The sequence below is a fragment of the Terrimonas pollutisoli genome (genome assembly GCF_029360765.1).
GTDB classification, from domain to species: domain Bacteria; phylum Bacteroidota; class Bacteroidia; order Chitinophagales; family Chitinophagaceae; genus Terrimonas_B; species Terrimonas_B pollutisoli.
This window is the reverse complement of the sequence record NZ_JARKNA010000013.1, coordinates 1-21,988: the sequence shown is the minus strand read 5'-3', so window position 1 is coordinate 21,988 and position 21,988 is coordinate 1. Positions and strand designations below refer to the sequence as shown.

At 42.1% G+C, this 21,988-nt stretch carries 20 protein-coding genes; 9 read left to right on the top strand and 11 right to left on the bottom strand.

Annotation, left to right across the window (positions count from 1 at the left end; translation table 11 throughout):
* Positions 1–189 precede the first annotated feature (189 nt).
* The 4 genes from P2W73_RS18265 to P2W73_RS18250 all read right to left on the bottom strand — a co-directional run bounded on the left by P2W73_RS18265 (position 190) and on the right by P2W73_RS18250 (position 4,634).
* Complete coding sequence (locus P2W73_RS18265) at positions 190–2,604, bottom strand: S9 family peptidase (RefSeq protein WP_276503529.1); 2,415 nt, start codon at positions 2,602–2,604, stop codon at positions 190–192.
* 34 nt (positions 2,605–2,638) lie between these two features.
* Positions 2,639–3,523: a bestrophin family protein gene (locus tag P2W73_RS18260; RefSeq protein ID WP_276503528.1), complete on the bottom strand. Its 885-nt coding sequence runs from the start codon at positions 3,521–3,523 to the stop codon at positions 2,639–2,641.
* 64 nt (positions 3,524–3,587) lie between these two features.
* Positions 3,588–4,208, bottom strand: a complete 621-nt coding sequence (locus P2W73_RS18255; RefSeq protein WP_276503527.1) for a Pr6Pr family membrane protein — start codon at positions 4,206–4,208, stop codon at positions 3,588–3,590.
* Between the two features lie 54 nt (positions 4,209–4,262).
* Positions 4,263–4,634 (bottom strand): nuclear transport factor 2 family protein, encoded by a 372-nt coding sequence (locus P2W73_RS18250; protein WP_276503526.1) that lies wholly within the window; start codon positions 4,632–4,634, stop codon positions 4,263–4,265.
* 310 nt (positions 4,635–4,944) lie between these two features.
* On the opposite strand from P2W73_RS18250, the gene P2W73_RS18245 reads away from it, so the two are divergent.
* A complete protein-coding gene (locus P2W73_RS18245; protein WP_276503525.1) occupies positions 4,945–5,322 on the top strand; it encodes a hypothetical protein in 378 nt (125 codons plus the stop codon).
* Positions 5,323–5,324: 2 nt separating this feature from the next.
* Here P2W73_RS18245 and P2W73_RS18240 read toward each other — a convergent pair whose 3' ends face one another.
* Complete coding sequence (locus P2W73_RS18240) at positions 5,325–6,110, bottom strand: 3-keto-disaccharide hydrolase (protein WP_276503524.1); 786 nt, start codon at positions 6,108–6,110, stop codon at positions 5,325–5,327.
* Between the two features lie 63 nt (positions 6,111–6,173).
* Positions 6,174–6,980, bottom strand: a complete 807-nt coding sequence (locus P2W73_RS18235; RefSeq protein ID WP_276503523.1) for a class I SAM-dependent methyltransferase — start codon at positions 6,978–6,980, stop codon at positions 6,174–6,176.
* Between the two features lie 185 nt (positions 6,981–7,165).
* Here P2W73_RS18235 and glmM point away from each other — a divergent pair, with 185 nt between their 5' ends.
* Positions 7,166–8,545: a phosphoglucosamine mutase gene (gene glmM / locus P2W73_RS18230; RefSeq protein WP_276503522.1), complete on the top strand. Its 1,380-nt coding sequence runs from the start codon at positions 7,166–7,168 to the stop codon at positions 8,543–8,545.
* A 98-nt stretch (positions 8,546–8,643) separates the two neighbouring features.
* Here glmM and P2W73_RS18225 read toward each other — a convergent pair whose 3' ends face one another.
* The 4 genes from P2W73_RS18225 to P2W73_RS18210 all read right to left on the bottom strand — a co-directional run bounded on the left by P2W73_RS18225 (position 8,644) and on the right by P2W73_RS18210 (position 12,999).
* Positions 8,644–9,072, bottom strand: coding sequence for a nuclear transport factor 2 family protein (locus tag P2W73_RS18225; RefSeq protein WP_276503521.1), 429 nt, complete (start codon positions 9,070–9,072; stop codon positions 8,644–8,646).
* Positions 9,073–9,137: 65 nt separating this feature from the next.
* Complete coding sequence (locus P2W73_RS18220; protein WP_276503520.1) at positions 9,138–11,381, bottom strand: xanthine dehydrogenase family protein molybdopterin-binding subunit; 2,244 nt, start codon at positions 11,379–11,381, stop codon at positions 9,138–9,140.
* Positions 11,382–11,389: 8 nt separating this feature from the next.
* Entirely contained in the window at positions 11,390–12,373 is a 984-nt protein-coding gene (locus P2W73_RS18215) for an FAD binding domain-containing protein (RefSeq protein ID WP_276503519.1), read from the bottom strand.
* A gap of 2 nt (positions 12,374–12,375) precedes the next feature.
* A complete protein-coding gene (locus tag P2W73_RS18210) occupies positions 12,376–12,999 on the bottom strand; it encodes a (2Fe-2S)-binding protein (protein WP_276503518.1) in 624 nt (207 codons plus the stop codon).
* A gap of 383 nt (positions 13,000–13,382) precedes the next feature.
* Here P2W73_RS18210 and P2W73_RS18205 point away from each other — a divergent pair, with 383 nt between their 5' ends.
* Entirely contained in the window at positions 13,383–14,510 is a 1,128-nt protein-coding gene (locus P2W73_RS18205) for a cysteine desulfurase family protein (protein ID WP_276503634.1), read from the top strand.
* A 116-nt stretch (positions 14,511–14,626) separates the two neighbouring features.
* Here the strand turns inward: P2W73_RS18205 and P2W73_RS18200 are convergent, their stop codons facing one another.
* Entirely contained in the window at positions 14,627–14,848 is a 222-nt protein-coding gene (locus P2W73_RS18200) for a PspC domain-containing protein (protein WP_276503517.1), read from the bottom strand.
* 190 nt (positions 14,849–15,038) lie between these two features.
* On the opposite strand from P2W73_RS18200, the gene P2W73_RS18195 reads away from it, so the two are divergent.
* From P2W73_RS18195 to P2W73_RS18170, 6 genes are all read left to right on the top strand, one after another.
* Positions 15,039–17,306, top strand: coding sequence for an aconitate hydratase (locus tag P2W73_RS18195; protein WP_276503516.1), 2,268 nt, complete (start codon positions 15,039–15,041; stop codon positions 17,304–17,306).
* A gap of 376 nt (positions 17,307–17,682) precedes the next feature.
* A complete protein-coding gene (locus P2W73_RS18190; protein WP_276503515.1) occupies positions 17,683–18,123 on the top strand; it encodes a hypothetical protein in 441 nt (146 codons plus the stop codon).
* Positions 18,124–18,151: 28 nt separating this feature from the next.
* A complete protein-coding gene (locus P2W73_RS18185) occupies positions 18,152–18,733 on the top strand; it encodes a DUF6680 family protein (protein ID WP_276503514.1) in 582 nt (193 codons plus the stop codon).
* Between the two features lie 568 nt (positions 18,734–19,301).
* The gene (locus P2W73_RS18180; RefSeq protein ID WP_276503513.1) at positions 19,302–19,595 is read left to right on the top strand and encodes a hypothetical protein; all 294 of its coding nucleotides are present in this window, start codon (positions 19,302–19,304) and stop codon (positions 19,593–19,595) included.
* 244 nt (positions 19,596–19,839) lie between these two features.
* Positions 19,840–20,796 carry an alpha/beta hydrolase family protein gene (locus P2W73_RS18175; RefSeq protein WP_276503512.1) on the top strand — a complete coding sequence of 319 codons (957 nt, stop codon included), beginning with the start codon at positions 19,840–19,842 and terminating at the stop codon, positions 20,794–20,796.
* Between the two features lie 78 nt (positions 20,797–20,874).
* Positions 20,875–21,738 carry an N-acyl homoserine lactonase family protein gene (locus P2W73_RS18170; protein WP_276503511.1) on the top strand — a complete coding sequence of 288 codons (864 nt, stop codon included), beginning with the start codon at positions 20,875–20,877 and terminating at the stop codon, positions 21,736–21,738.
* Positions 21,739–21,988: the final 250 nt, after the last annotated feature.

The following is a 21,988-nucleotide window of genomic DNA, read 5'->3' as shown; positions in this document are numbered from 1 at the left end:
TTTTTTGTTGAGGTACAAATATAGAGAAGTTTGTGGTTTATGGTTTCTATCTGCATTGCTTCTATCATCGTCTGTTGCACTCTTGTACAACTGTAATTCTATTCATCAATTATATCGCTCCTACGGAGCTCATTCAATCAACACCATTCCTTCTACAAACATCACGCCCCTACGGGGCTTTTCTGGTTTTCACCTTTCACTTTTCAATACTCTCTCAAACAGTTTAAAGATTCTTTTATACTCATCTGTCCAACTACTGGGTTCAATAAATCCATGATCTTCCATTGGGTAAGATGCGAGTTCCCAATTATCTTTTCCTAATTCGATCAATCGTTGAGCCAGCTTTACAGCGTCCTGGTAGTGCACATTTACATCCACCATGCCATGGCAGATAAGGAGATCGCCTTTCAAGCCCTCTGCAAAATAAAATGGAGAACTTTTACGATAGGCAATTGAATCGGTAAAAGGCTCATTCAAAATATTGGACGTGTAAGGGTGATTATAATTTGCCCAGTCTGTAACGGGTCTCAATGCTGCGCCTGCGGCGAATGTATTAGGCTCATTGAACATTCCCATCAGCGTAATAAATCCACCGTATGATCCACCATATAAACCGACATGTTTCGGGTCAACACCAAATTTTTTTACCAGCCAGTTTACACCGTCTACATGATCACTCAGGTCTTTGCCACCCATAAACCGGTAAATGCCTGTGCGCCAGTCCCGGCCATAACCCGCACTGCCACGATAATCAACATCCAATACGTAGTAACCATTGTCGGCGAGCAGATTGTTAAACATGTATTCCCTGAAATACTGGCTCCACCATTTATGAGCATTTTGCAAATAACCGGCTCCATGTACAAACAAAACGGCTGGCTTATTGGAATGGGGGTTGGTGGGCCTGTATAATCTTGCATACACATTGGCTCCATCCCGGGCAGGAAATGTTACTACCTCAGGATCTTTCCAGGCATAGGTTTTAAACTCCTCGCTTTGAGCCTTGACGGTTATTTGCTCTGTTTTGCCACCTACTTTATTTTCCTGTAAATACAATTCCCATGGTTTAGTAGAATAAGAATATAATATGGCTAAATATTTTTCGTCAGGTGAAAGGCTTACCTGGTTAGCCCCCATTTGCGTAGTTAATCTTTCCCTCTTACCACTGGCAATGGTCAGGCGATAAAAATGTTGTTCTCCGGGATGTACTTCGTTGGTAGTGATATAAAAATATTTCTTGTCGTTGGAAAGTTGTGCCCGTTGTATCTCGTAGTTGCCGGCCGTCAGAGCTTTCTTTTCTGCTTTCACTACGTTGATGGTATAAAGGTGGGAGTAGCCAGTTGCTTCGGACTGAAACCAAAGGGTATTTTCATCTGTCCAGCCAATATTGCCAAAGATCCCCGGGCCTCCGATCCACGCTTCATCACGCTGACGATCTAATAATTTCAATTGGTTGGATGACCGGTCCCATGTCATCAGCCAGCGATCTTTATTATCCTGCGAACGAAGATCAACAACTGCATGCGTTCCGTTTGGCGACCAATAAGGACCAAAAACAGTAACAGCCCGGGCTACAGGTTCTTTTGTTCTTTCTTCCAACTGTTTTGGATAATCTTTTACATAATCGGGCAGATCGTTAATACCGGGGATAGAATCAATTTTCACAGCATATACAGTATCTCTTTCCCGGTCGTAGATAAAGAATTCAGTGCTGCCTTCTGCTGCACCTACTTTTGTACGGGCAGGTATATCTGTCGTGAAGCCCGTTTCTGTTACAAAATTGGGAACAATCGTTGTCTTTTGATTTGATACTGGTTTTGACAAACGATAACTCACAAAGCGGCCATCAGGGCTAATGGCTAAGCCTTGCAAAATTTTATCCTCAATGCTGATGCTGCGTAATTCTTTTGGCTTAGTTGCGTTGGTGTATTTTTCTGCTTCATCTTTTTTTTCTTTCCTTGAACGCAATACTTCAAAATATTGCAGTTGATCTCTTTTTAACCAGGTTTCCTGCTGGCTGAGAATTTCGGTGCTTGTCCTTGACGAAGTGGCAACGCCCCGTGTAGCTGCTCCTCCGCTCTGACCCGCTGTTCCACTTTTAAGATTAGTAAGTTGCTGTGTTTCTCCCGTGGCGATATTCCAGGCATAAAGGTTTTGGCTGCGATTGTAAATGACTTTCCGATCATTGAACGAAAATTGTGGGTTGCTTTCATTGTCAGTTGTTTCGGTGATCCTTTTTGTTTTAGCCAATTTTATATCTGTATAAAAAACATCTCCATCTTTTGTATAAGCATACGCTGTCCTGTTTTTATTATATACAAGGGAATTAGCAGTAAGAAGAGCTTGTTTTTGAAAAACACTGGCTTTAACCGGCACCTTATTTTCCAGTGTGATATAGTATAACGAATCTGCTATGGCCTTATCGGGATTCCAATTGAAGAAAATAGTCTTCCCATCAGCGCTCCATTGTGGTGATGAAGGCGAAGTGCCGATCCACTTAGGATCACGCATTATTTTTTCAACAGTGAGTTTGTCCGGCTTTTGCTGTGCATGCGAAGAGGTGATTGCTACAATGAAAATGACCGTACAGGCTTTTTTAGTCATGGTGATTGCTTTCTGCTTTTTAGGAGGGGACCGTTTAAATAATTTCTGCAATGGTGCGATGAATGGTTGCCGCTAATTTCTCCGATGGAACATCATTTGGATCACCGCCAAAAGGGTCTTCAATCTCCTCTGCGATCAATTCAAGACTTGCCAATACATAGAACACAATGGCCACTACAGGGATAACATAATAACCAAGTGAGAATACATACCCAAACGGCAATGTCATTACATAAATAAAAATAAATTTCTTGATAAATACACTATAAGAAAAAGGGATGGGAGTGTTTTTGATGCGTTCGCAGGCGCCGCAAATATCAGTAAAGGATTGTAGTTCGCTATTAAGAACGATCAATTGGTCACCGGTGATTTTGTTTTCTTTATACAATTTTTGTACATGATGAAATATAAGCAATGCTATCTGGTTAGGAACATGTTTGTTTTGATCGATTTTTTTAAATACATGGCCGTGCTCTTCATCTTCAAAAAGCTCTATACGTATTTTTTCGGAATGCAGATGATTGTGCAGGCTGTAAGCGTAAGCCGGTATAATTTTCCTGAAAAAAGAGCGTTGTGCATTTTCCTCAATGGCCAAAAAAGATGAAAGTTTTAAAGCGAGGTTACGGCTATTATTAACCAGGCTTCCCCAAAGCTTGCGGCCTTCCCACCAGCGATCATAAGCCGTATTCGTTCTAAACACCAGCAACATGGAAATCGCAAAACCCAATAATGTATGCATCACAGGGATATTCTTAACATAACTGTTGGCTGAAAGTTTCCAATATTCCAACTCGAGAAAAGCGATGAGTGCAGAATAAACGCAAATTCCTATAATAAGTGGCGCCAGTTTGCGAACGGTATCAGCTTTATGAAAGCGAAAAAGGTAAGTGAACCAATCTTTCGGGTTGTAAGAGATCATGAAATTCTTTTGCCAAAAATAGCCATTGCGAAATATTTTCTTAAAAATTTGAACGAGCAGCCCTTTAAACGGGTTTTAGCGCTGGCCTCTTTAACTGATCAATTCCTATAAATAAAAAGCCTGCGATAATAAAGACAAGCAGCAGGCCTGTTGCATTTATTAAGACCCTGTTATAGCCAAGCTGGCCTGCATCAATAAAAGGATAGGGATAGAATCCTTCCGTGGCTCCTCTTAGCACGGCATAGATAAGATATAGTGCAGGGTAGATGAGCCAGGAAAATGCATGACGCCATTTCAAATTTCCCTTCGGCACAAAAAATAACCAGAAGAAAATAAATAACAGGGGTACCAACACATGTAAAGCTTCATCCACCCATTTTTGCAGGCCAACCGGCTCCCAGATGTTGCGTAAAATAATATTGTATACAAGGCCGACGATAAAAATGTAAAGCGCTACGGCGGTTAACGTAGTGGGCTTTGAAAAAAATTGTCCCCACTTTGATTGCGGGGCTAAGAGGATTGAGGTAATGGAGATGGCAACAAGAAGGTTGGTGAGTATGGTAAAGAAAAGTAGAAACCGACCCGCGGCCTGCAGGTAAGTAAGACCATTGCCGGGAACATTATGCAACAAGATATATAGTTGCAATGCGGGAGCCAGCCAGGCTAAAATGAGCAGTATGATCATATACGCAGTTGCTGTTTTGGAAAAGCTGGTTAGCATAAAACCTTTTACGGCAAATTAGCATTTATTTTTTGGCGGTGGTGACTGCCACAATACATGTGTGATCATCCAGCGTCCCTGTAGCCTGGCAAGTAGTAAATAATCCGTTCCCCACCAGGCCGTCAGCTTTGCATTGGCAGTTTGATCCTGCACATCGGGCACTTCTATTTTTTTGGGAAATTTCTCCACGTTAGGGTTTACGCCGCGTTTCTTTACATCAGCTGCGTAGTTAATCATTTCCTGGAATGACATCGGCTCACCCTCGTAAACCGTTTTGCCTTTCGGGATATAATATCCATATTTTACAACATCACGGCTGATGCTTTGATGAATCCTGGCGGTGTCGCCATAGTAAAACGCATCAACATAATCTTTTATCGCATTGGACACTTCTTCCTATGGTGACTGCGCAGAAGATGCGTAAGCACATAGCAGAACGAGTACAGGTCGCTTCATGATTTTTTTATTTAAATTAAGGAGCAGAAAATAAGTAACCCGGCTTTTTTTTCAACAAAGCAAAACCGGGGATAAAAGGTTGAGACGGCAAAACTTACACCAGTTTTTAAAAAATTTGATCGAGCAAAAAGGCCTGCCTGCATTCAAGGAATTGCCAGCCGGCAAAATTAAATGATGGTTTCGGAGCAATTGATCAGTAAATTTGTAGAGCTGCCAGTATTTTTTTACCTGTAAATGAGTTTGTATGTACACACAAATCTGGAATAAGTACTTGCCAGTTATTAGGATTTTATTGAAGAAGTCGGCCACTGAAGAACAAAGACTCGGTTTAAACAGAACTGATTTTGAAAAAGGGAACCGTAACAGGAAACCATCCTGTTCATTCAATGTAAAGGTCACTAATGGCCGGTTTAATACCGTTAGTCAATCCGCAGCAGCTAAAGAGTTGGTTGCTGTTTTGTTGGAAGATGAGGTAACGAAAAAATTACTCCGCGAGCATCACTATCATTTTATTTTAAATGCCGATTTGCAATTGCGGATCATTAATGATACACCGATGCCTGACCCCGCGGCTACTGAAGAAAATATAACCAATAAAGAAGCTGAGGTCGTTAGCCAATAACACTACAATGGACGAATCCAAATATTGCGAAAGCTGATTGGCTCGCTGGGATCGCCATGATCCTGCAGTTTGATTGATGCAGGCCCATGTTTTTCATACGAAGGCTGACCGCGGTAGACCGTTTCACCTTTTACTTCAGTATTATTTTGAAGCAGTATGCCGTTGTGAATCACAGTAACCCGGCCGGGCGATTTCAATGTGCCATCTTCATTAAAACGGGGGGCTGTCCATATGATGTCATAGGTTTGCCACTCACCGGGTTTTTTACAGGCATTGGCTAATGGGATGGCTTGTTTATACACACTACCGGTCTGTCCATTGACATAGGTCTTATTATTGTAACAATCGAGTATTTGTATTTCGTATCCCTCATCACCTTTACCAGTTGATGCGAGAAACAGGCCACTGTTGCCGCGGGACTGTCCTTCGCCATGTATTACTTCCGGTATGCGCCATTCAAGGTGTAGTTGATAATCGGTAAAAGATTGTTTGGTTTCTATATTGCCTGTTCCTTTTTTCACTGTAAAAACTCCTTTTTCTACAGGCCATGCGGCCGGTTGATCCGGATTATTTACAGAACGCCATTGATCCAAATTTTTTCCATCAAATAAAATAATAGCATCTGATGGTGCATCACTGCTGGTCTTGCCCGGTGTAACAATAGGGGGAACAGGGGACCAGACTTCCGTCAGTTTGGGATTGATCGTGTCTCTATTTACTTTGTTTTGAGCATTCGCAAAAGTGGCGAAGGAAGAGATTGCAATCAGCAAGCATAGTTGTCTTTTCATCAGGAGAATATTTTATTAAAAATAATGTATTCAAAAAATAAAAGCAGTGGTCCTGACTTTTTATCATGTCAGCGCATCCGTCCTTCGCCCATCGCTATATAATCTTTTTTCTTTATCTGCAGGTTCATTGATCTTTTTTTGCGCAATGATGATAAGCCTCGGCGTTTTCCTTATATCGTAAGACTGGAAATGATAATCACCAAATACTTCCTGCACCTGCAGGCCCTGGTAACTGAACATATCCGTAAAGTCACCCAGCGAGAACTTGACAACTTTTTCCGTGAATTCAAGCGGCGATTTTAATGTTGGATCAGTGATCGTAATTTTTTTATAAAAGTGAGCGTCGTCATCCCATCGGTGAATTTCGTAATATGTGTCGCCGATCTTTTTTATTTCATTAGCTACCAGGTGGTCTTCTGAGTAATGTGTGTTTAAATAGTCAATCACCAGCAATCCGCCGGCTTTTAACCCGGAAGCGATCGTCCTGATTGTATCATCATGTTCACGACGGGTATTGAAATAACCAAAGCTGGTAAAGAAATTAAAAGCGTAGTCAAAATAGTTTCCCCAGAAGGGCAGCCGCATATCATGCAGGAAAAAATGCAGGGTTTCATTTTCATATTTCCTGGCCCATTCGATACTATCAGGGGAAATATCAATGCCGGTCACATCATAACCAAGAGACGCCAATGTTTTACTATGACGGCCTTTTCCGCAGGCAATATCTAACATACGACTGTTCGGTACAGGTTTCAAATATTTAACCAGTTGAAGAATAAAGGCTTCAGCTTCACTGTCATCCCTTTCAAAATATAGCTTGTGGTAAAAAGGAGAATTGAACCATTCTTTGTACCAGGATTCTTTCGCCATCGCAACGTTTGCACAAATGTAAGGAGGCTATAATTTCCTGCCGCTTAAATCCGTATTTTTGTTGCCCGTTGAAAATCTCTTCATTAAGAACAGGGTTTCAACATCCATACCTTTGAAACCCGACTTGCTTGTTCGCAGTTTTGCGATAGCAATCATTAAACCTTTAATCATACAATTAGGAATTTGTGGCATTAATTAAAAGTATTTCTGGCATTAGGGGAACTATCGGCGGAAAACCAGGGGAAAATCTCACTCCATTGGATGTAGTAAAATTTACCGCTGCTTACGGTACAATTATTTCCGGTAAAAATAAATCAACAAAGATCGTTGTAGGTCGCGACGGCCGCATTAGCGGCGCCATGGTTCGTGATCTTGTTGTAAGCACATTAACCGGCCTGGGGATAAACGTTGTCGATCTCGGACTTTCCACTACACCTACTGTCGAGGTTGCGGTAAAGATGGAAAATGCGGATGGCGGTATTATACTTACAGCCAGTCATAATCCCAAAGAATGGAACGCACTGAAGTTGCTGAACAGCGATGGCGAATTTATTTCCGCCGAAACAGGCGCCAAAGTATTGGAGCTGGCAGCAAAAGAAGAATTCAATTTTATCCCTGTCGATAAGTTGGGTACCGTTACCATTGATGATAGCTATTTACAAAAACATATTGACGCAGTACTGGCATATCCACTGGTGCATGCCGATGCTATTGCTGCGAAAAAGCTGAAGATAGTAGTGGATGCTGTTAATTCTACCGGCGCAACTTATGTTCCGGCCTTATTAAAAGCATTAGGTATAAAAGAAGTGATTGTACTGAATGGTGAAGTAACGGGTAAGTTTGCTCATAACCCGGAACCGTTGCCTGAAAACCTGGTACAGCTTAGCAGCGAAGTGGTAAAACAAAAGGCTGATTTAGGTATTGCCGTTGATCCCGATGTAGATCGTCTGTGTTTTGTCAATGAAGATGGAAGCATGTTTGGCGAAGAATATACACTGGTAGCGGTTGCTGACTACGTGTTACGCAACACAAAAGGGAATACCGTCAGTAACATGAGCAGCACCAAGGCCCTTAAAGAAATAACATTAAAGAACGGGGGGGAATATTTTCCGTCGGCAGTGGGAGAGGTGAATGTAGTGAAAAAAATGAAGGAAGTAAATGCTGTGATCGGTGGTGAAGGAAATGGCGGCATCATTGTTCCTGACTTTCATTACGGCCGTGATGCCCTCATCGGCATTGGTTTATTCCTTAGCCATTTGGCCAATCACAAAAACGGAATGCGGTCACTAAGGGGACAGTACCCGGATTATTTCATTGCAAAAAAGAAAATGGAACTGCAGGATGGAATTGATGTAAACGCTGTTTTTGAAAAGATTAAAAAGAAATATAAGAATCAGCCCGTTAACACTGATGATGGTTTGAAGATAGAGTTCGATAACGACTGGGTGCATCTCCGTACGTCCAATACAGAACCCATCATTCGCATTTATTCAGAAAGTGATTTTGAAACAAAAGCTAATAATATCGCTGTACGACTGATGCAGGATATCAAGGAGTTTATATAGTTCTGTAGTTTACAAGCCTGCCTGTCGGCAAACAGGGTTAAAAGTTCACAAGTTGACAATATATACTTTCAGCTTGTGAACTTTTGTATTTTGAAACATTACCTGATCATTTCAGGTTTTAAACCCAGCTTTTTCATGGCTTCTTCTTCATCCTGGTGAGTAACAAAAAGAATAACTTTTGTTTCATTCCCAATTTGCTGCACAATGTAGCTCACATCAAACTCAGTCACTTCATCACCCGTTTTTTCAAATGTCACGCCCCAATGAACTGTTACCATTGCATATTCATTGCTAATAGGAATTATTTTCTTACTTAAAATTTTGGCTGATTTTTGCCCGATACTTTTATACATATCACTGGCTTGTTTGGCCTTGCTTAAAAAATCTTTTTTATCCCGGGCAATTGTTCCTTTGGGGCCGGCAGAGATGAAATTGTCCGCATAGTGATGGGCAATAGCGGCGATATCAAGTTTGTTAAAAGCATGTTCGTAGTCTACAAACAGCTTTTCAAGTTTTTTTTGATCCATAAACTTGTGTTTATGATGTTGGATCAAAAAAGGGGCCATACCGGCAGGGTAATGCCAATAAATTGCTACAACAGTTTATCAGGTGTGATGGGCAACTGCCTGATTCTTTTGCCCGTAGCATTGTAGACAGCATTTGCTACAGAGGAGGCATAGCCTATCAGCGCAATTTCTCCCATTCCCTTTGCACCCATCGGGTTGATGACGGGGTCAGGTTTATTGACAAATAATGCATCGATAAATGGTACATCGGCATTCACCGGCACATGGTAGTCGGCAAAGTTGTTATTGATATACCGGCCGTAGCGATGATCGATAATTGCTTCTTCCGTTAATGCCATTCCAATGCCGCCGACCACACCACCGATCATTTGGCTGCGGGCTGTTTTTTCATTGACAATTTTTCCTGCATCGCCGGTTGTTACTACCTGTTTTACTTTCACCACGCCAGTTATTGGATTCACATGCACTTTGGTAAAATGAACCGAGAATGAATACATGGAATATTTGTTTAGTTCTTCACCACCTTTTGATTCCTTAACAATCTCGATCTGCGGAATATTGTTTTGTTTCAACACATCGGCATAACTCATATTCACAGCAGGATTAGTTTTTAATGCCACTTTACCATCTGCAAATACAAGATCTTCCGGCTTTACGGTATGGATATCCTTGGTATGAAATACTGTACCTTCTTTTAAAGACAGTTGAACCAATTGTTGTTTCAACGCTTCACATACTTCATGAACGGCAGATCCCAAAGTGGAAACCGTTGCTGAACCTCCTTGCGTAGGACCAGGCGGAAAACTGGTGTCACCCAACTGGAATTGTATCCTTTCTCTTGGTATGCCCATTTGTTCGGTTGCAATACTCACCATAGCCGTGGCCGTACCGGGCCCCATGTCACTTACGGCACTTTGCAGAATAAGCGAGCCGTCGTTTTTTAAAATTCCTTTGGCGGCGCCTGCCCACCGTAAGGCAAAAAACACTCCTGATCCCATGCCATAGCCAACCTGCATACCTTCTTCCGTCAAGCCTCCGGGGGTTTGACTTCTCTTACTCCAGCCGATTTTTTCTGCACCCATTTGATAACATTCTTTCAGGTATTTACTCGACCAGGGTTTATTTTTTTCCGGATCCGTTTCGGCATAATTGCGAATGCGCAGCTCAATCGGATCAAGGTTTAATTTATACGACAATTCGTCCAATGCTGATTCCAATGCGAAAGTGCCGGTAGCTTCACCGGGCCCACGCATCCAGATGGGAGTGCTTACATCCAGTGGCAATAGTTTGTAGTTTGTGTTTACATTGGGACAAGCGTATAAAAATTTTGAAACATTCACGATGCCTTCCGTAAAATTTTCATACGATGATGTCTGAGCTATTGCATGATGTGTGATGCCTGATAATTTTCCATCCGTTGTGGCGCCAATGCCAATTTTTTGCCAGGCACAGGGACGATAACCAACCATGGTAAACATCTGGTCGCGACTCAGCATGAGTTTCACCGGGCGGTTTACTTTTTTGGCGGCTATTATTGTTGCAATTTCATGCGGCCAGGTGCGCAAGGCACTGCCAAAGCCGCCGCCAACAAATGCTGCAATTACTTTTACATTGGCTGCCGGCAATTTGAAAGCCTGCACTATGGCATCCTGCGTATCTTTTGGTCCCTGTGTTTTTGTGTATACGGTTACTTTATCATCGGCTTCCCAATTGGCAATGATGGCATGCATCTCCATTGGGTTATGTGTTTCAATTGGAAGAATATATTCCTCTTCCACTTTTACCGGTGCTTTTTTATAGGCATCCGCTTCACCCCTTTTATATTCGGCAGGGTCCCAGCCTTCTTTCGGTCCTTTGGCTTTGAAAAGATTTTTTAAAAAGTCTGTATGATGTTCTTCTTTGGCGTATTGTGCTTTTACTAATGAAGCGGCATATACAGCCCTCTCATACGTATCCGCCACAACAATGGCAATAGGCTGGCCATTTGAATAAACACGGTTATTGTAAAAAATTTTAAGCCCTTCCCAATCTCTTGCATCCGGATTTGTTTTTTTATCAGCCGGTGCGAAACCCGGCACTTTGGGTGAATTTAAATGTGAGATCACGGCTAATACACCGGGAGCATTTTCCGCTGCCTTTGTATCCAATAATTTGATCATTCCTTTTGCAATGCTGCTGCCGACAATCACGGCATAGGTCATTTGCGGCAGCTTATGCTCGGCAGCATAACGGGCAGCACCAGTCACTTTATCCTTTCCATCCACACGGTCGGTAAAGCCCGGCGTTTCTATATCGAAAAAAGTATCCATGTTTGTAGTTATGATTTTTGAGAAGAAACTAATTGTAATGCCTGTTGTATAGCCGCAGGAACCATTTTTACTTTAAAATCATTATGGCCATACGACTTTGCACCTTTTATCGCCATCGTGGCTGCCGTGCTGATCGTTTCTTTTGATAATGTTTTACCGGCCAGGAATTTTTCTACCTCATTCAACCGCCAGGGTTTGTGCGCCACACCACCGAGTGCAAGCCTTGCGGTTTTAATCGTGTTGTTATCTAATTCCAATGCCACGGCCACAGAAACCAATGCAAAAGCATAGGAGGTCCGGTCCCTGATCTTTAAATAATAACTATGGGTAAAATTGTTTTTGGGAATCGCGACACTGGTTATCAATTCTCCTTTTTGTAAGTTGTTGTCTTTTTCAGGTGTTGCACCCGGAAGACGATGAAAATCGGTAAATAAAATTTTCCGGTCGCCCTTTGGTCCGGTTACATTCACTTCGGCATTCAATGCTGCCAGCGCCACACACATGTCGCTGGGATGAACAGCAATGCAACTGGTACTTGCGCCAAAGATGGCATGCATGCGATTGAAACCCTGCAATGCGCCGCAACCGCTGCCCGGCTTTCGTTTATTGCAGGGCATTGTCGTATCATAAAAGTAAACGCACCGGGTTCGCTGCATTATATTGCCACCCACGGTTGCCATATTTCTCAACTGCCCGGATGCGCCGGCCTCTAGTGCCATAATAAGCAAAGGGAATTTTTCCCTGACTATACCGTGCGCAGTTACGTCACTGTTGATGGCCAGGGCACCAATTGATATTCCCTTGTCCGTTTCTTCAATTTGCCTGAGCGGAAGATTATTGATATCAATAACACGGGTGGGAGTCATGACTCCTTTTTTCATCAGGTCAACCAGGTTGGTACCACCCGCAATAAAACCACCGGTGGAATTTTTGGTTAATGCATTGACCGCATCTTTTACGGTTGATACCCTTGTGTATTCAAAGTTGATCATAGCTATTGCCCTCCTTTTTTTACGTCCATGATGGCGTCAACAATATTGGGATAAGCACCACAACGACAAATATTGCCACTCATATACTCGCTTATCTCGTCACGGTTATCAGCATTGGTTTCACTAACACAGGCTACGGCAGACATAATTTGCCCCGGTGTACAATAGCCGCATTGAAACCCGTCATGTTTTATAAATGCTGTTTGCATGGGATGCAGTTCATCTCCCTTGGCGAGACCTTCAATCGTCGTAATTGTTTTACCGTGATTCATGACGGCCAGTGAGAGGCAGGAGTTGATCCGCTTGCCGTCCACATGCACCGTGCAGGCGCCGCATTGCCCATGGTCACATCCTTTCTTAGTGCCTGTCAGGCCCAACTGCTCACGAAGAAAGTCCAGTAATGTTACCCGCGGCTCGACGGCCGTGTTTACTGTCGTACCGTTTATGGTCAATTGCAGAGGGATCTTTTCAAACATGCCCGCTATTTTTTCATCTTTTTCACCGGCTTTTACCAAAAGGGGAGGAGACATAGCAATAGCCGCGGCGGCTGTAGATTTTTTTAGAAAGCTGCGGCGGGTTTCGCCATTGCCATTTTTTTTGCCCGACGACATTTTGCGTTCTTCCATAAAATTCAGATTGTCATTGCTCTCTAAATTTACTTTATTCTGAAATATTTTGATCAGTGAACTTGCCAATGGGGTGCATTTCAAATTTCGCAATGCTGGCTTCTTAGCATTTACGATTAGAGAACCCTGCCTCCCCTCCGTCGGGGGCTAAAGCAATTTCGCATAAGAAAATTTCGAATGGCGTGGGTTTAGGTATGCGAACATTTGAAATGCACCCTGTCAAGTGCTTCCCCATCAGCTAAAAGAAAATTCCTCGCATGATGTGTACGAATATTTCCTTTTTAAGAGCTACGAACAAACATTTGAACTTACCTATCTTTGCGGCTCTTTAAAATAATGAGTTGCCCGCTCGTCGCCCGCAGCTCAAAGCTCACAGTTTTATGATGAATCGTATTTATTTTGACAATGCTGCTACTACGGCTCTTGATAAGGAAGTTTTGGATGCCATGTTGCCTTATATGACTACGCATTTTGGCAATCCTTCTTCTATCTATTCCTATGGCCGGGAATCAAGATTGGCAATTGAAACAGCGAGAAAAACGGTGGCCCGGTTGCTCAATGCTCATCCCGGTGAAATATTTTTTACCAGTGGCGGCACTGAAAGTAATAATGCCGCTATTCTTTCCGCTATCCGTGACTTGGGTTGCAGGCATATCATCTCTTCGCCAATCGAGCATCATGCTGTATTGCACACGGTAGAGCACTATGGCTGTGGTGAAGGTTTAAGTTACAGTTATGTGAAGTTGTTGCCCGATGGTCATATTGATCTCAAAGATTTGGAAGAACAACTTGCTGGCCAAAAAGAAAGATGTTTGGTGACGCTGATGCATGCCAATAATGAAATCGGTAACCTGCTGCCGATAAAAGCAGTGGGCAACTTGTGCAATAAATACAATGCGATCTTTCATTCGGACTGTGTGCAAACCGTGGGTCACTATCCCATCGACCTGCGAAAAATACCGGTGCATTTTATTTCCGGCGCCGGTCATAAATTTCACGGGCCAAAAGGTGTTGGCATTTTATACATTAATGACAATGTAAAAGCCAAGCCATTTATCTATGGCGGGGGACAGGAACGTAATATGCGTGCCGGGACGGAGAATTTATATGGCATAGTCGGTTTTGCAAAAGCTCTTGAACTGGCTATGGCCAATCATGAAAAGGATAGCGGATATATCCAGTCGCTGAAAACGTATATGATGGAGCAACTGCAGGAAAAAATAACCGGTGTTGTTTTCAATGGCGACCAAACGGGCAGTTGTTTGTACACCGTATTAAGTGCAGCATTTCCAAAAACGGAGAAATCCGAGATGATCCTTTTCAATCTTGACATGAGCAATATTTGTGTATCGGGTGGAAGTGCCTGCAGCAGCGGCGCCGACCAGGGATCGCATGTAATACGTGCCATCAATAACAATCCTAACCTGGTAACCGTTCGTTTCTCCTTTTCCAAATTCAACACCAAAGAAGAAGTGGATGCCGTGGTGGAGAAGGTGAAGGAATTGATTTAGGAAGGGGGATAGGGCTTGGCTAGTGGTGAGTGGGATGTAAGAGATGTGCTATAAATGATATGGGTTTAAAACTTTCGAATACCCCACTAGCCACTTCCCATACACCATTCCCGGCCCTACAAATAATACCACGGATTTCTTCTGGCTGCTTTTACGTAGCTGCGTATATTTTTCCAGAAAGCAAGGATCATATAAATAATGATCGGAGATCCCATTGTCAGCAGGGATGTATAAATAAAATACTGGCGGATGCGGCTGGGGGCAATACCTATCTTGTCGCCGATGGCTGAACAAACGCCAAAGGCATTCCATTCTACAAAGCTTTTGAACCTGTTCATATTGTAAATTTAAAAAATCCTTGCAAAGCGACCAATCAAGCCGGAAAAAAGATTGTTTTATCGTAAATTCGCTGCACTTTAAAAAGAGTCCATAGTCGGCAGTCTATAGTCGACAGCAATATCCAATGCTGTGGTCCGTTGTCCATCGACCGTGGTCGCAATTTGACATTCAAACCTCAAACTATTCTCAATGGTATTCGACCTCGATCTCATTAAAAAAACTTATGATGAAATGCCGGGCAAAGTGTCTGCTGCACGCCAGCTGCTTGGTAAACCTTTGACGCTAACCGAGAAAATTTTGTACTCCCACTTGTATGGTGCTCTGCCGCAGGCTGCTTACACAAGAGGAAAGGATTATGTAGACTTTGCTCCCGACAGGGTGGCCATGCAGGATGCAACGGCCCAAATGGCCTTGCTGCAATTCAGCACGGCCGGCCGCAGTAAAGTAGCTGTTCCCTCCACGGTGCATTGCGATCACCTGATACAGGCCAAGACAGGTGCTGTAGCTGACCTTGCTACCGCTAATGAAGTGAATAAAGAAGTATATGATTTTCTTGCCTCCATTTCAGATAAATATGGCATCGGTTTTTGGAAACCCGGTGCCGGTATCATTCACCAGGTAGTGTTGGAAAATTATGCATTCCCTGGCGGTATGATGATCGGAACAGACTCCCATACACCAAATGCCGGTGGATTAGGGATGGTGGCCATTGGCGTGGGTGGTGCAGATGCAGTAGATGTGATGGCCGGCTTGCCCTGGGAATTGAAAATGCCGAAAGTGATTGGTGTAAAACTGACTGGTAAAATGAGTGGCTGGACATCAGCAAAAGATGTGATTCTTTGGGTGGCTGGTCAGTTGACTGTAAAAGGCGGTACCGGTGCTATTGTAGAGTATTTTGGGGAAGGTGCGGATAGCATGAGCGCAACCGGGAAAGGCACCGTATGTAATATGGGTGCTGAAATCGGAGCCACCTGCTCGTTGTTTGCTTACGATGAAAAAATGAGTGCTTATCTCAAATCGACCGGTCGTGAAGAAGTAGCGGCAATGGCCGATAAGATCAAAGATCATCTTCGCCCTGATGAAGAAGTGATGGGCGATCCATTGAAATACTATGACCAGGTATTGGAACTGGATCTGAACACACTCGAGCCTTATGTGAATGGGCCATTTACTCCCGACCTGGCTACACCGATTTCCAAAATGGCCGAAGCGGTAAAAGCCAATGATTGGCCGGCTAAGCTGGAAGTGGCGTTGATTGGTAGCTGTACCAATTCTTCATATGAAGATATCAGCCGCTCCGCTTCCATTGTGAAAGATGCGGTCAGCAAAGGATTAAAAGCGAATTCTGAATTTACCATCACCCCCGGCAGTGAGTTGGTAAGGTTTACTATCGAAAGAGATGGTTTCATTGATACATTTGAAAGTGTAGGCGGCGTGGTATTGGCCAATGCCTGTGGCCCCTGCATCGGTCAGTGGGCAAGACATATTGATGATCCAAAACGCAAGAACACCATCATCACTTCGTTCAACCGCAACTTCGCCAAACGTAATGATGGTTTGGCCTCAACCCATGCATTCGTTGCTTCACCCGAAGTGGTAACAGCCATGGCTATTGCCGGTACCATTGCTTTTAATCCTCTCACGGATAAATTGAAAAATACAAACGGTGAGGAAGTATTATTGGCTGAACCAAAAGGATATGAATTACCGCCCAAAGGTTTTGCAGTGGAAGATGCCGGTTACCAGGCGCCTGCCGAAGATGGCAGCCAGGTAAAAGTAGTGGTTAGTCCTGACAGTGATCGTTTGCAATTGTTGTCGGCTTTCGCACCCTGGGAAGGAACTGATTTGCTTAATTTAAAATTGTTGATCAAGGCAAAGGGAAAATGTACGACTGACCATATTTCCATGGCAGGTCCGTGGTTGAAATACCGTGGTCACCTGGATAATATCAGCAATAATATGCTGATCGGTGCTATCAACTATTTTAACGATAGTACGGATTCTGTAAAAAATCAATTGACGGGTGAGTATGGACCTGTACCCGCTACGGCCCGTGCTTATAAAGCCGCCAATATTGGAAGCATCGTTGTAGGAGATGAAAACTATGGTGAAGGTTCATCCCGTGAACATGCGGCGATGGAACCACGACACCTGGGAGTAAGGGCTATCCTGGTAAGAAGTTTTGCCCGTATACATGAAACAAACCTGAAGAAACAGGGCATGCTGGCTCTCACGTTTGCCAACAAGGAAGATTATGATAAAATACTGGAAGATGATAATATCGATATTGAAGGATTGACGGAGTTTGCTCCCGGCAAACCTTTGCGTATCGAGCTCAAACATCTTGACGGTACCAGCGAATATATTGAAGCAAACCACACCTATAATGAACAGCAGATTGAATGGTTTAAAGCAGGTGGTGCGTTGAATGTGATAAGAGCACAGTTTGCGAAATAAAAAATTGTCATCCTGAGCCTGGCGAAGGATAGCTAATCGAAGCGCAGATAAAACGAAAACCCCGAATCTTGACAATAGAAAGTCCTTTCGCCAAAGCGGAGGGACTTTTTATTTGCAATGCAGCATTTTTCACTATAGCCATAACAGGTTATAATGGGTACTGAACAATTAAAATGGCGAATGGTGGATTGGTACAATAACAATTGAAATGGCGAAGATCAAAGATTTGAAAATCAAAGGTCGTTTTCTTGAAAGGTAGGTTTGAGTGCCATAAATTTACGTGTTGGTGGCAATGCTAAACAAGATGAGGGATTCTATTCAACATTCTGATAGGCGACACATTTACTATTGGCTTGACAATTACAAATTATTTAAAATGGCAGACCAACAACCAAAACATACAAGGATTGTAATAAACACATTTCCTGAAATGCACTTAGGGCAACAATTCATCCCCCAACATGGATGCACGCCGATTTTTATTGGACAAGACGGAAAGACATATTTTCAGGTTCAACTATTCTTTAGGGTAATGAACTATGACACCAAAGAACCCATGTATGAATTTAGAACCTGTAGCGACTATTATTGGGATAACGATTTGAATAGTTCAGACCATCCAGATTTTATGCTAACTGCGGTTGCTACGATAAAATCCGCAATACCTGATTTTAACTGGTATATTAAGAATAACAAGAGTACTCTTACACTCCAAAAATTCTACACTCAAAACCCAACGGTTGAAAACTCTGAAAAGCATATAAGGTCGGCCTACATTAGATATAAACTCAACTTCAACGGGCCTCCCAAAGATTAAATCATTATCATTTAATAACTCAGCGTTCATGTCAACAAAAGATTATTTTGAAATAGCATTTGGTTTCGCAAATGTTGGTATTTTATGTGTTACTGCTTATTTTATCTATCGTTCAATCTATTCCCCAATAGATGCTGTTAAAGTCGGCAGACAATTAAATAAAGAGCAAAAGAAAGACGACGCTAAACGTAGTCTTTTCCTGTTACTATTTTCATTAAGAGGGCATCCTGTCCACTACGATTTTGTAAGAGGCTTAAATCAGATTGAGGTGGTGTTCGAAGATGTCCCCCAAGTGATACAGGCATGGCGGACTCATTTCGCTTCTCTGCAAATAAAGAACCAAGCAAACTCTGAAAAGAATTGGGAGATTGAACGAGCGGCTTTATTATCTGCGATGGCTGTTCATTTGGGATATTCAAACATTCCTCATTCTGAATTATTGAGGGACTACTACCCAGAGGGACATGACAATCAACTAAAGGATGACTTAGATTTTCGTCAAGCTGCTTCTGTTTTTCTAAAGTCTGGTGCTGCCCTACATGAGTTGATAATTCGGAATTACGAGCCGACGAAGCCGGACGACAAAATAGATGATGTAAAGCCGCATTAGTCAAAACATACGTAACGGATAGTATTTACTTGACTTGTGACGGGACGTTGTCGGTGAGTGACCGTAAAAAAGCAAAGCCGATAACAGGGAGTTTGGCAAAATGGCGGGGCGACGTGGGGAAATCCCATCTTCATATCGCTTATCATCACCAGTTCCATCTGACCCAATTCTATTCAGCTTTAGAATAAACTTTCAACAGTCGAATTTCAATTTTTACTTTTGTCCCGGCTGACGAATCACGGAATACCGCCACTTCGCCAAGCTCTGGCCGTTAGCTGCAAGTTTTATGCGTACAATCCTAAAGACGGTATTATTCTCGATCGCGACTTTTTTCCTTTCTTGTAATCAAGACAAGTCGGCATCGACTCCGGTAGACGCGGCAACATCAAAGGACTTTAAAGACAGCGACACTTTATACAAGACTTCTGACACTATTTTAGTCAAAGACGGACGATCGAATGACACATTGGTGAAATACAGACCCCTTGCTTTCACGGACTTTTCCGTGCAGCCCACTGACATCAATTTTGACAAAAAACTAGACTTTTCGACTTATGAATTCAAGAAAATGTACATCACAGTTACAACAGACTTCGTAAAAGAAAATGGAACAAATTTCGCCGGACATTATTGCTTCGTTTTTTGGGGCTGTGGTTCACCTTGCAAACTAAGTGCTGTTGTAGATTTAAAGACAGGGAAAGTCTACAACGGACTACCATCAGGTATTGGCTACAGTTTCAGAAAAGATAGTCGCCTAATGATCGTTAATCCACCCGATTCAACAAATTGGTACGACATCACTGTTCCCTATGTCATTCCAGAAGAATACGAATGGACAGGAACAGAATTCAAACAAATATAAACCAGCAGCTAAAGGGGCTTTCTGCTATGCTGGCTTCAGAACATATCCTGATCGAACTCTACTCAACTTCTGTCCCGGCTGACCGAATCACAGATGAACGACATAAATCTATCTTCATCTTCTGTATCTTTATTCGGCTACATATCCGGGCTGACGTTTTTCAAATTCGGGAACAAACGCAAAGCCCCGGTCGTTGGCAGTAATGTTGCTAGGTAGTATATTTATCAAGAACAAAAACATCAACATGAAAAATTTCATTCTGATATTCCTGATTTTTGGATTGACATTCTCTGTTTATTCACAGACTGACGGGAAAATTATCGAGAGAAAAGAATTTGTTTTACCAGACAGCGTAAAAGCAAATATTAAAGAAAGATTTGACGAGCAAACAGCAGTCAAAATTTTAAATCTAAAATATTATAGAATTACTTATTTATCCGACGGCTTAAAGGTTACAGCCTATAGTGTTGAGCCAAATAAAGAAGGTAAGTATCCTTGTATAATATCAAATCGTGGTGGAAGCAGAGACTTTGGGCAATGGAGTCTATTGGGTATTGGACGATTTCTTGGTGTGTTGGCGAGTTGGGATTACATCATAATAGCAAGTCAATTCAGGGGGAATGATGGCGGAGATGGGATTGAAGAATTCGGTGGAAAAGACATTAATGATGTACTCAACTTAATTCCAGTGCTTGGTCAAATACCGAATGCTGACACATCAAGAATTGGTATTGAAGGAACTAGCCGAGGTGGTATGATGACATATTTAGCACTAAAGAAAACTTGTGTATTCAAAGCAGCGGTTGTAACTGCAGGATTAGCAAATGCCTTTAATAATATATCAAGCCGACCAGAAATGGAGAAAAATGTCTTTAGCCAACTTGTTCCAAATTATTGGGCACACAAAGAGATTGAGTTGAAAGAAAGGTCTGCAGTATTTTGGGCTGATAAAATATGTAACAAAACACCTCTTTTAATTATGCATGGCAGCTCAGACTGGAGAGTTCTTCCTTCTGAATCATTAGAGTTGGTCAATAAGTTATATCAATACAAGCACCCAACAAGATTTATACTTTACGAAGGAGCAGACCACGGAATAACAGAATTTCGTGATGAAAGATTAGCCGAGATGAAAAAGCACTTTGACTACTATGTACGTGATAATAAGAAGCTTCCAGACATGGTACCACATGGCAGGTAGAGTAACACTACTGCCAACAAAAGTATCCTATGTAAAGCGGTAATACCATTTGACCTCCTGACATAAAAAACACTGCATATGAGAAAGGTTAAATCTCTTGGGACATTTAAGTTGATAACAGTTCTGTTACTCACAGTTTTTCATTTTAATTCCTTCGGACAAGACAATACGTATAATATTTTTGCGCTTGCATACACGGGATACAATAAAATGCCCGTTTCTCAAATCGCCGTAGGTGCGACAGGAAATGATAGCATAACCGGATGTGCGATGGTGTGGTTGCTTAAAGGGAACAACGGAAGAATAGTTTTGATTGATGCAGGATTTACTGACACCGCTCAATATCCTTTTTTTAGTGATTATGTAAGGCCGGATATTGTTCTACAAAAAATTAATATAACCCCAGAGGACATTACTGATTTAATTGTAACGCATCCGCATTTTGACCACATAGGTGGAATTGATCTTTTTCCAAATGCTATGGTATGGATGCAGAAAGACGATTTTGACTACTTTGTTAATGCAGCTTGGCAAAAGAATGGGTTCACGACCGGGCTAAATAAAAAAGATGTCAATAAACTTATTCAAAAAAGTATAGATGGCAAATTAACTTTAGTGAAAGGTGACAGCATTGAAATCATTCCAGGCATAAAGGTCTTTATAGGATCAAGGCACACGTATGAGTCCCAGTATATTCTGGTAAAAGGAACATCAGGAAATACAATTATAGCGTCTGATAATATTTGGTATTATTATAACCTGGAGCATTTACTTCCAATTCCACTAACATTTGATCCAAAAGGATATGTAAATTCTATGGTAAGAATGAAACGATTAGTATCCGATAGTGCACTTATTATTCCGGGACATGATGCGCTAATTTTTTCTAAGTTTCCAAAAGTTGCGGAGAAAGTTGTAAAAATAGAAATGAAGAGCAAATAATTATACTACCTCTAACAGCGAGGTTCCTATGTAAAGCGGTACGAGAGGAATAATATGTTTATAAACGGTCTACATAATACATTTTAATACGCTGGGGATTTGAATGATTGTAGTTGCTGCAGCGTAAGCACACGACTAACTACACATAGTTTTCAAACCTTACTTCAAATAGATTTGCTCTCATGGAGCAAATTACCAATAAGTCGTCTCGTATCAGGCGAAACAATCAGCAAATACTCGACTTGCTTAA

Bases quoted from the DNA above. Each gene is read 5' to 3' on its own strand.
- P2W73_RS18265 (WP_276503529.1), bottom strand. From the start codon at position 2,604: ATGACTAAAAAAGCCTGTACGGTCATTTTCATTGTAGCAATCACCTCT.
- P2W73_RS18260 (WP_276503528.1), bottom strand. From the start codon at position 3,523: ATGATCTCTTACAACCCGAAAGATTGGTTCACTTACCTTTTTCGCTTT.
- P2W73_RS18255 (WP_276503527.1), bottom strand. From the start codon at position 4,208: ATGATCATACTGCTCATTTTAGCCTGGCTGGCTCCCGCATTGCAACTA.
- P2W73_RS18245 (WP_276503525.1), top strand. From the start codon at position 4,945: ATGTACACACAAATCTGGAATAAGTACTTGCCAGTTATTAGGATTTTA.
- P2W73_RS18240 (WP_276503524.1), bottom strand. From the start codon at position 6,110: ATGAAAAGACAACTATGCTTGCTGATTGCAATCTCTTCCTTCGCCACT.
- P2W73_RS18235 (WP_276503523.1), bottom strand. From the start codon at position 6,980: ATGGCGAAAGAATCCTGGTACAAAGAATGGTTCAATTCTCCTTTTTAC.
- P2W73_RS18225 (WP_276503521.1), bottom strand. From the start codon at position 9,072: ATGGATCAAAAAAAACTTGAAAAGCTGTTTGTAGACTACGAACATGCT.
- P2W73_RS18220 (WP_276503520.1), bottom strand. From the start codon at position 11,381: ATGGATACTTTTTTCGATATAGAAACGCCGGGCTTTACCGACCGTGTG.
- P2W73_RS18215 (WP_276503519.1), bottom strand. From the start codon at position 12,373: ATGATCAACTTTGAATACACAAGGGTATCAACCGTAAAAGATGCGGTC.
- P2W73_RS18210 (WP_276503518.1), bottom strand. From the start codon at position 12,999: ATGGAAGAACGCAAAATGTCGTCGGGCAAAAAAAATGGCAATGGCGAA.
- P2W73_RS18205 (WP_276503634.1), top strand. From the start codon at position 13,383: ATGAATCGTATTTATTTTGACAATGCTGCTACTACGGCTCTTGATAAG.
- P2W73_RS18200 (WP_276503517.1), bottom strand. From the start codon at position 14,848: ATGAACAGGTTCAAAAGCTTTGTAGAATGGAATGCCTTTGGCGTTTGT.
- P2W73_RS18195 (WP_276503516.1), top strand. From the start codon at position 15,039: ATGGTATTCGACCTCGATCTCATTAAAAAAACTTATGATGAAATGCCG.
- P2W73_RS18190 (WP_276503515.1), top strand. From the start codon at position 17,683: ATGGCAGACCAACAACCAAAACATACAAGGATTGTAATAAACACATTT.
- P2W73_RS18185 (WP_276503514.1), top strand. From the start codon at position 18,152: ATGTCAACAAAAGATTATTTTGAAATAGCATTTGGTTTCGCAAATGTT.
- P2W73_RS18180 (WP_276503513.1), top strand. From the start codon at position 19,302: ATGTACATCACAGTTACAACAGACTTCGTAAAAGAAAATGGAACAAAT.
- P2W73_RS18175 (WP_276503512.1), top strand. From the start codon at position 19,840: ATGAAAAATTTCATTCTGATATTCCTGATTTTTGGATTGACATTCTCT.
- P2W73_RS18170 (WP_276503511.1), top strand. From the start codon at position 20,875: ATGAGAAAGGTTAAATCTCTTGGGACATTTAAGTTGATAACAGTTCTG.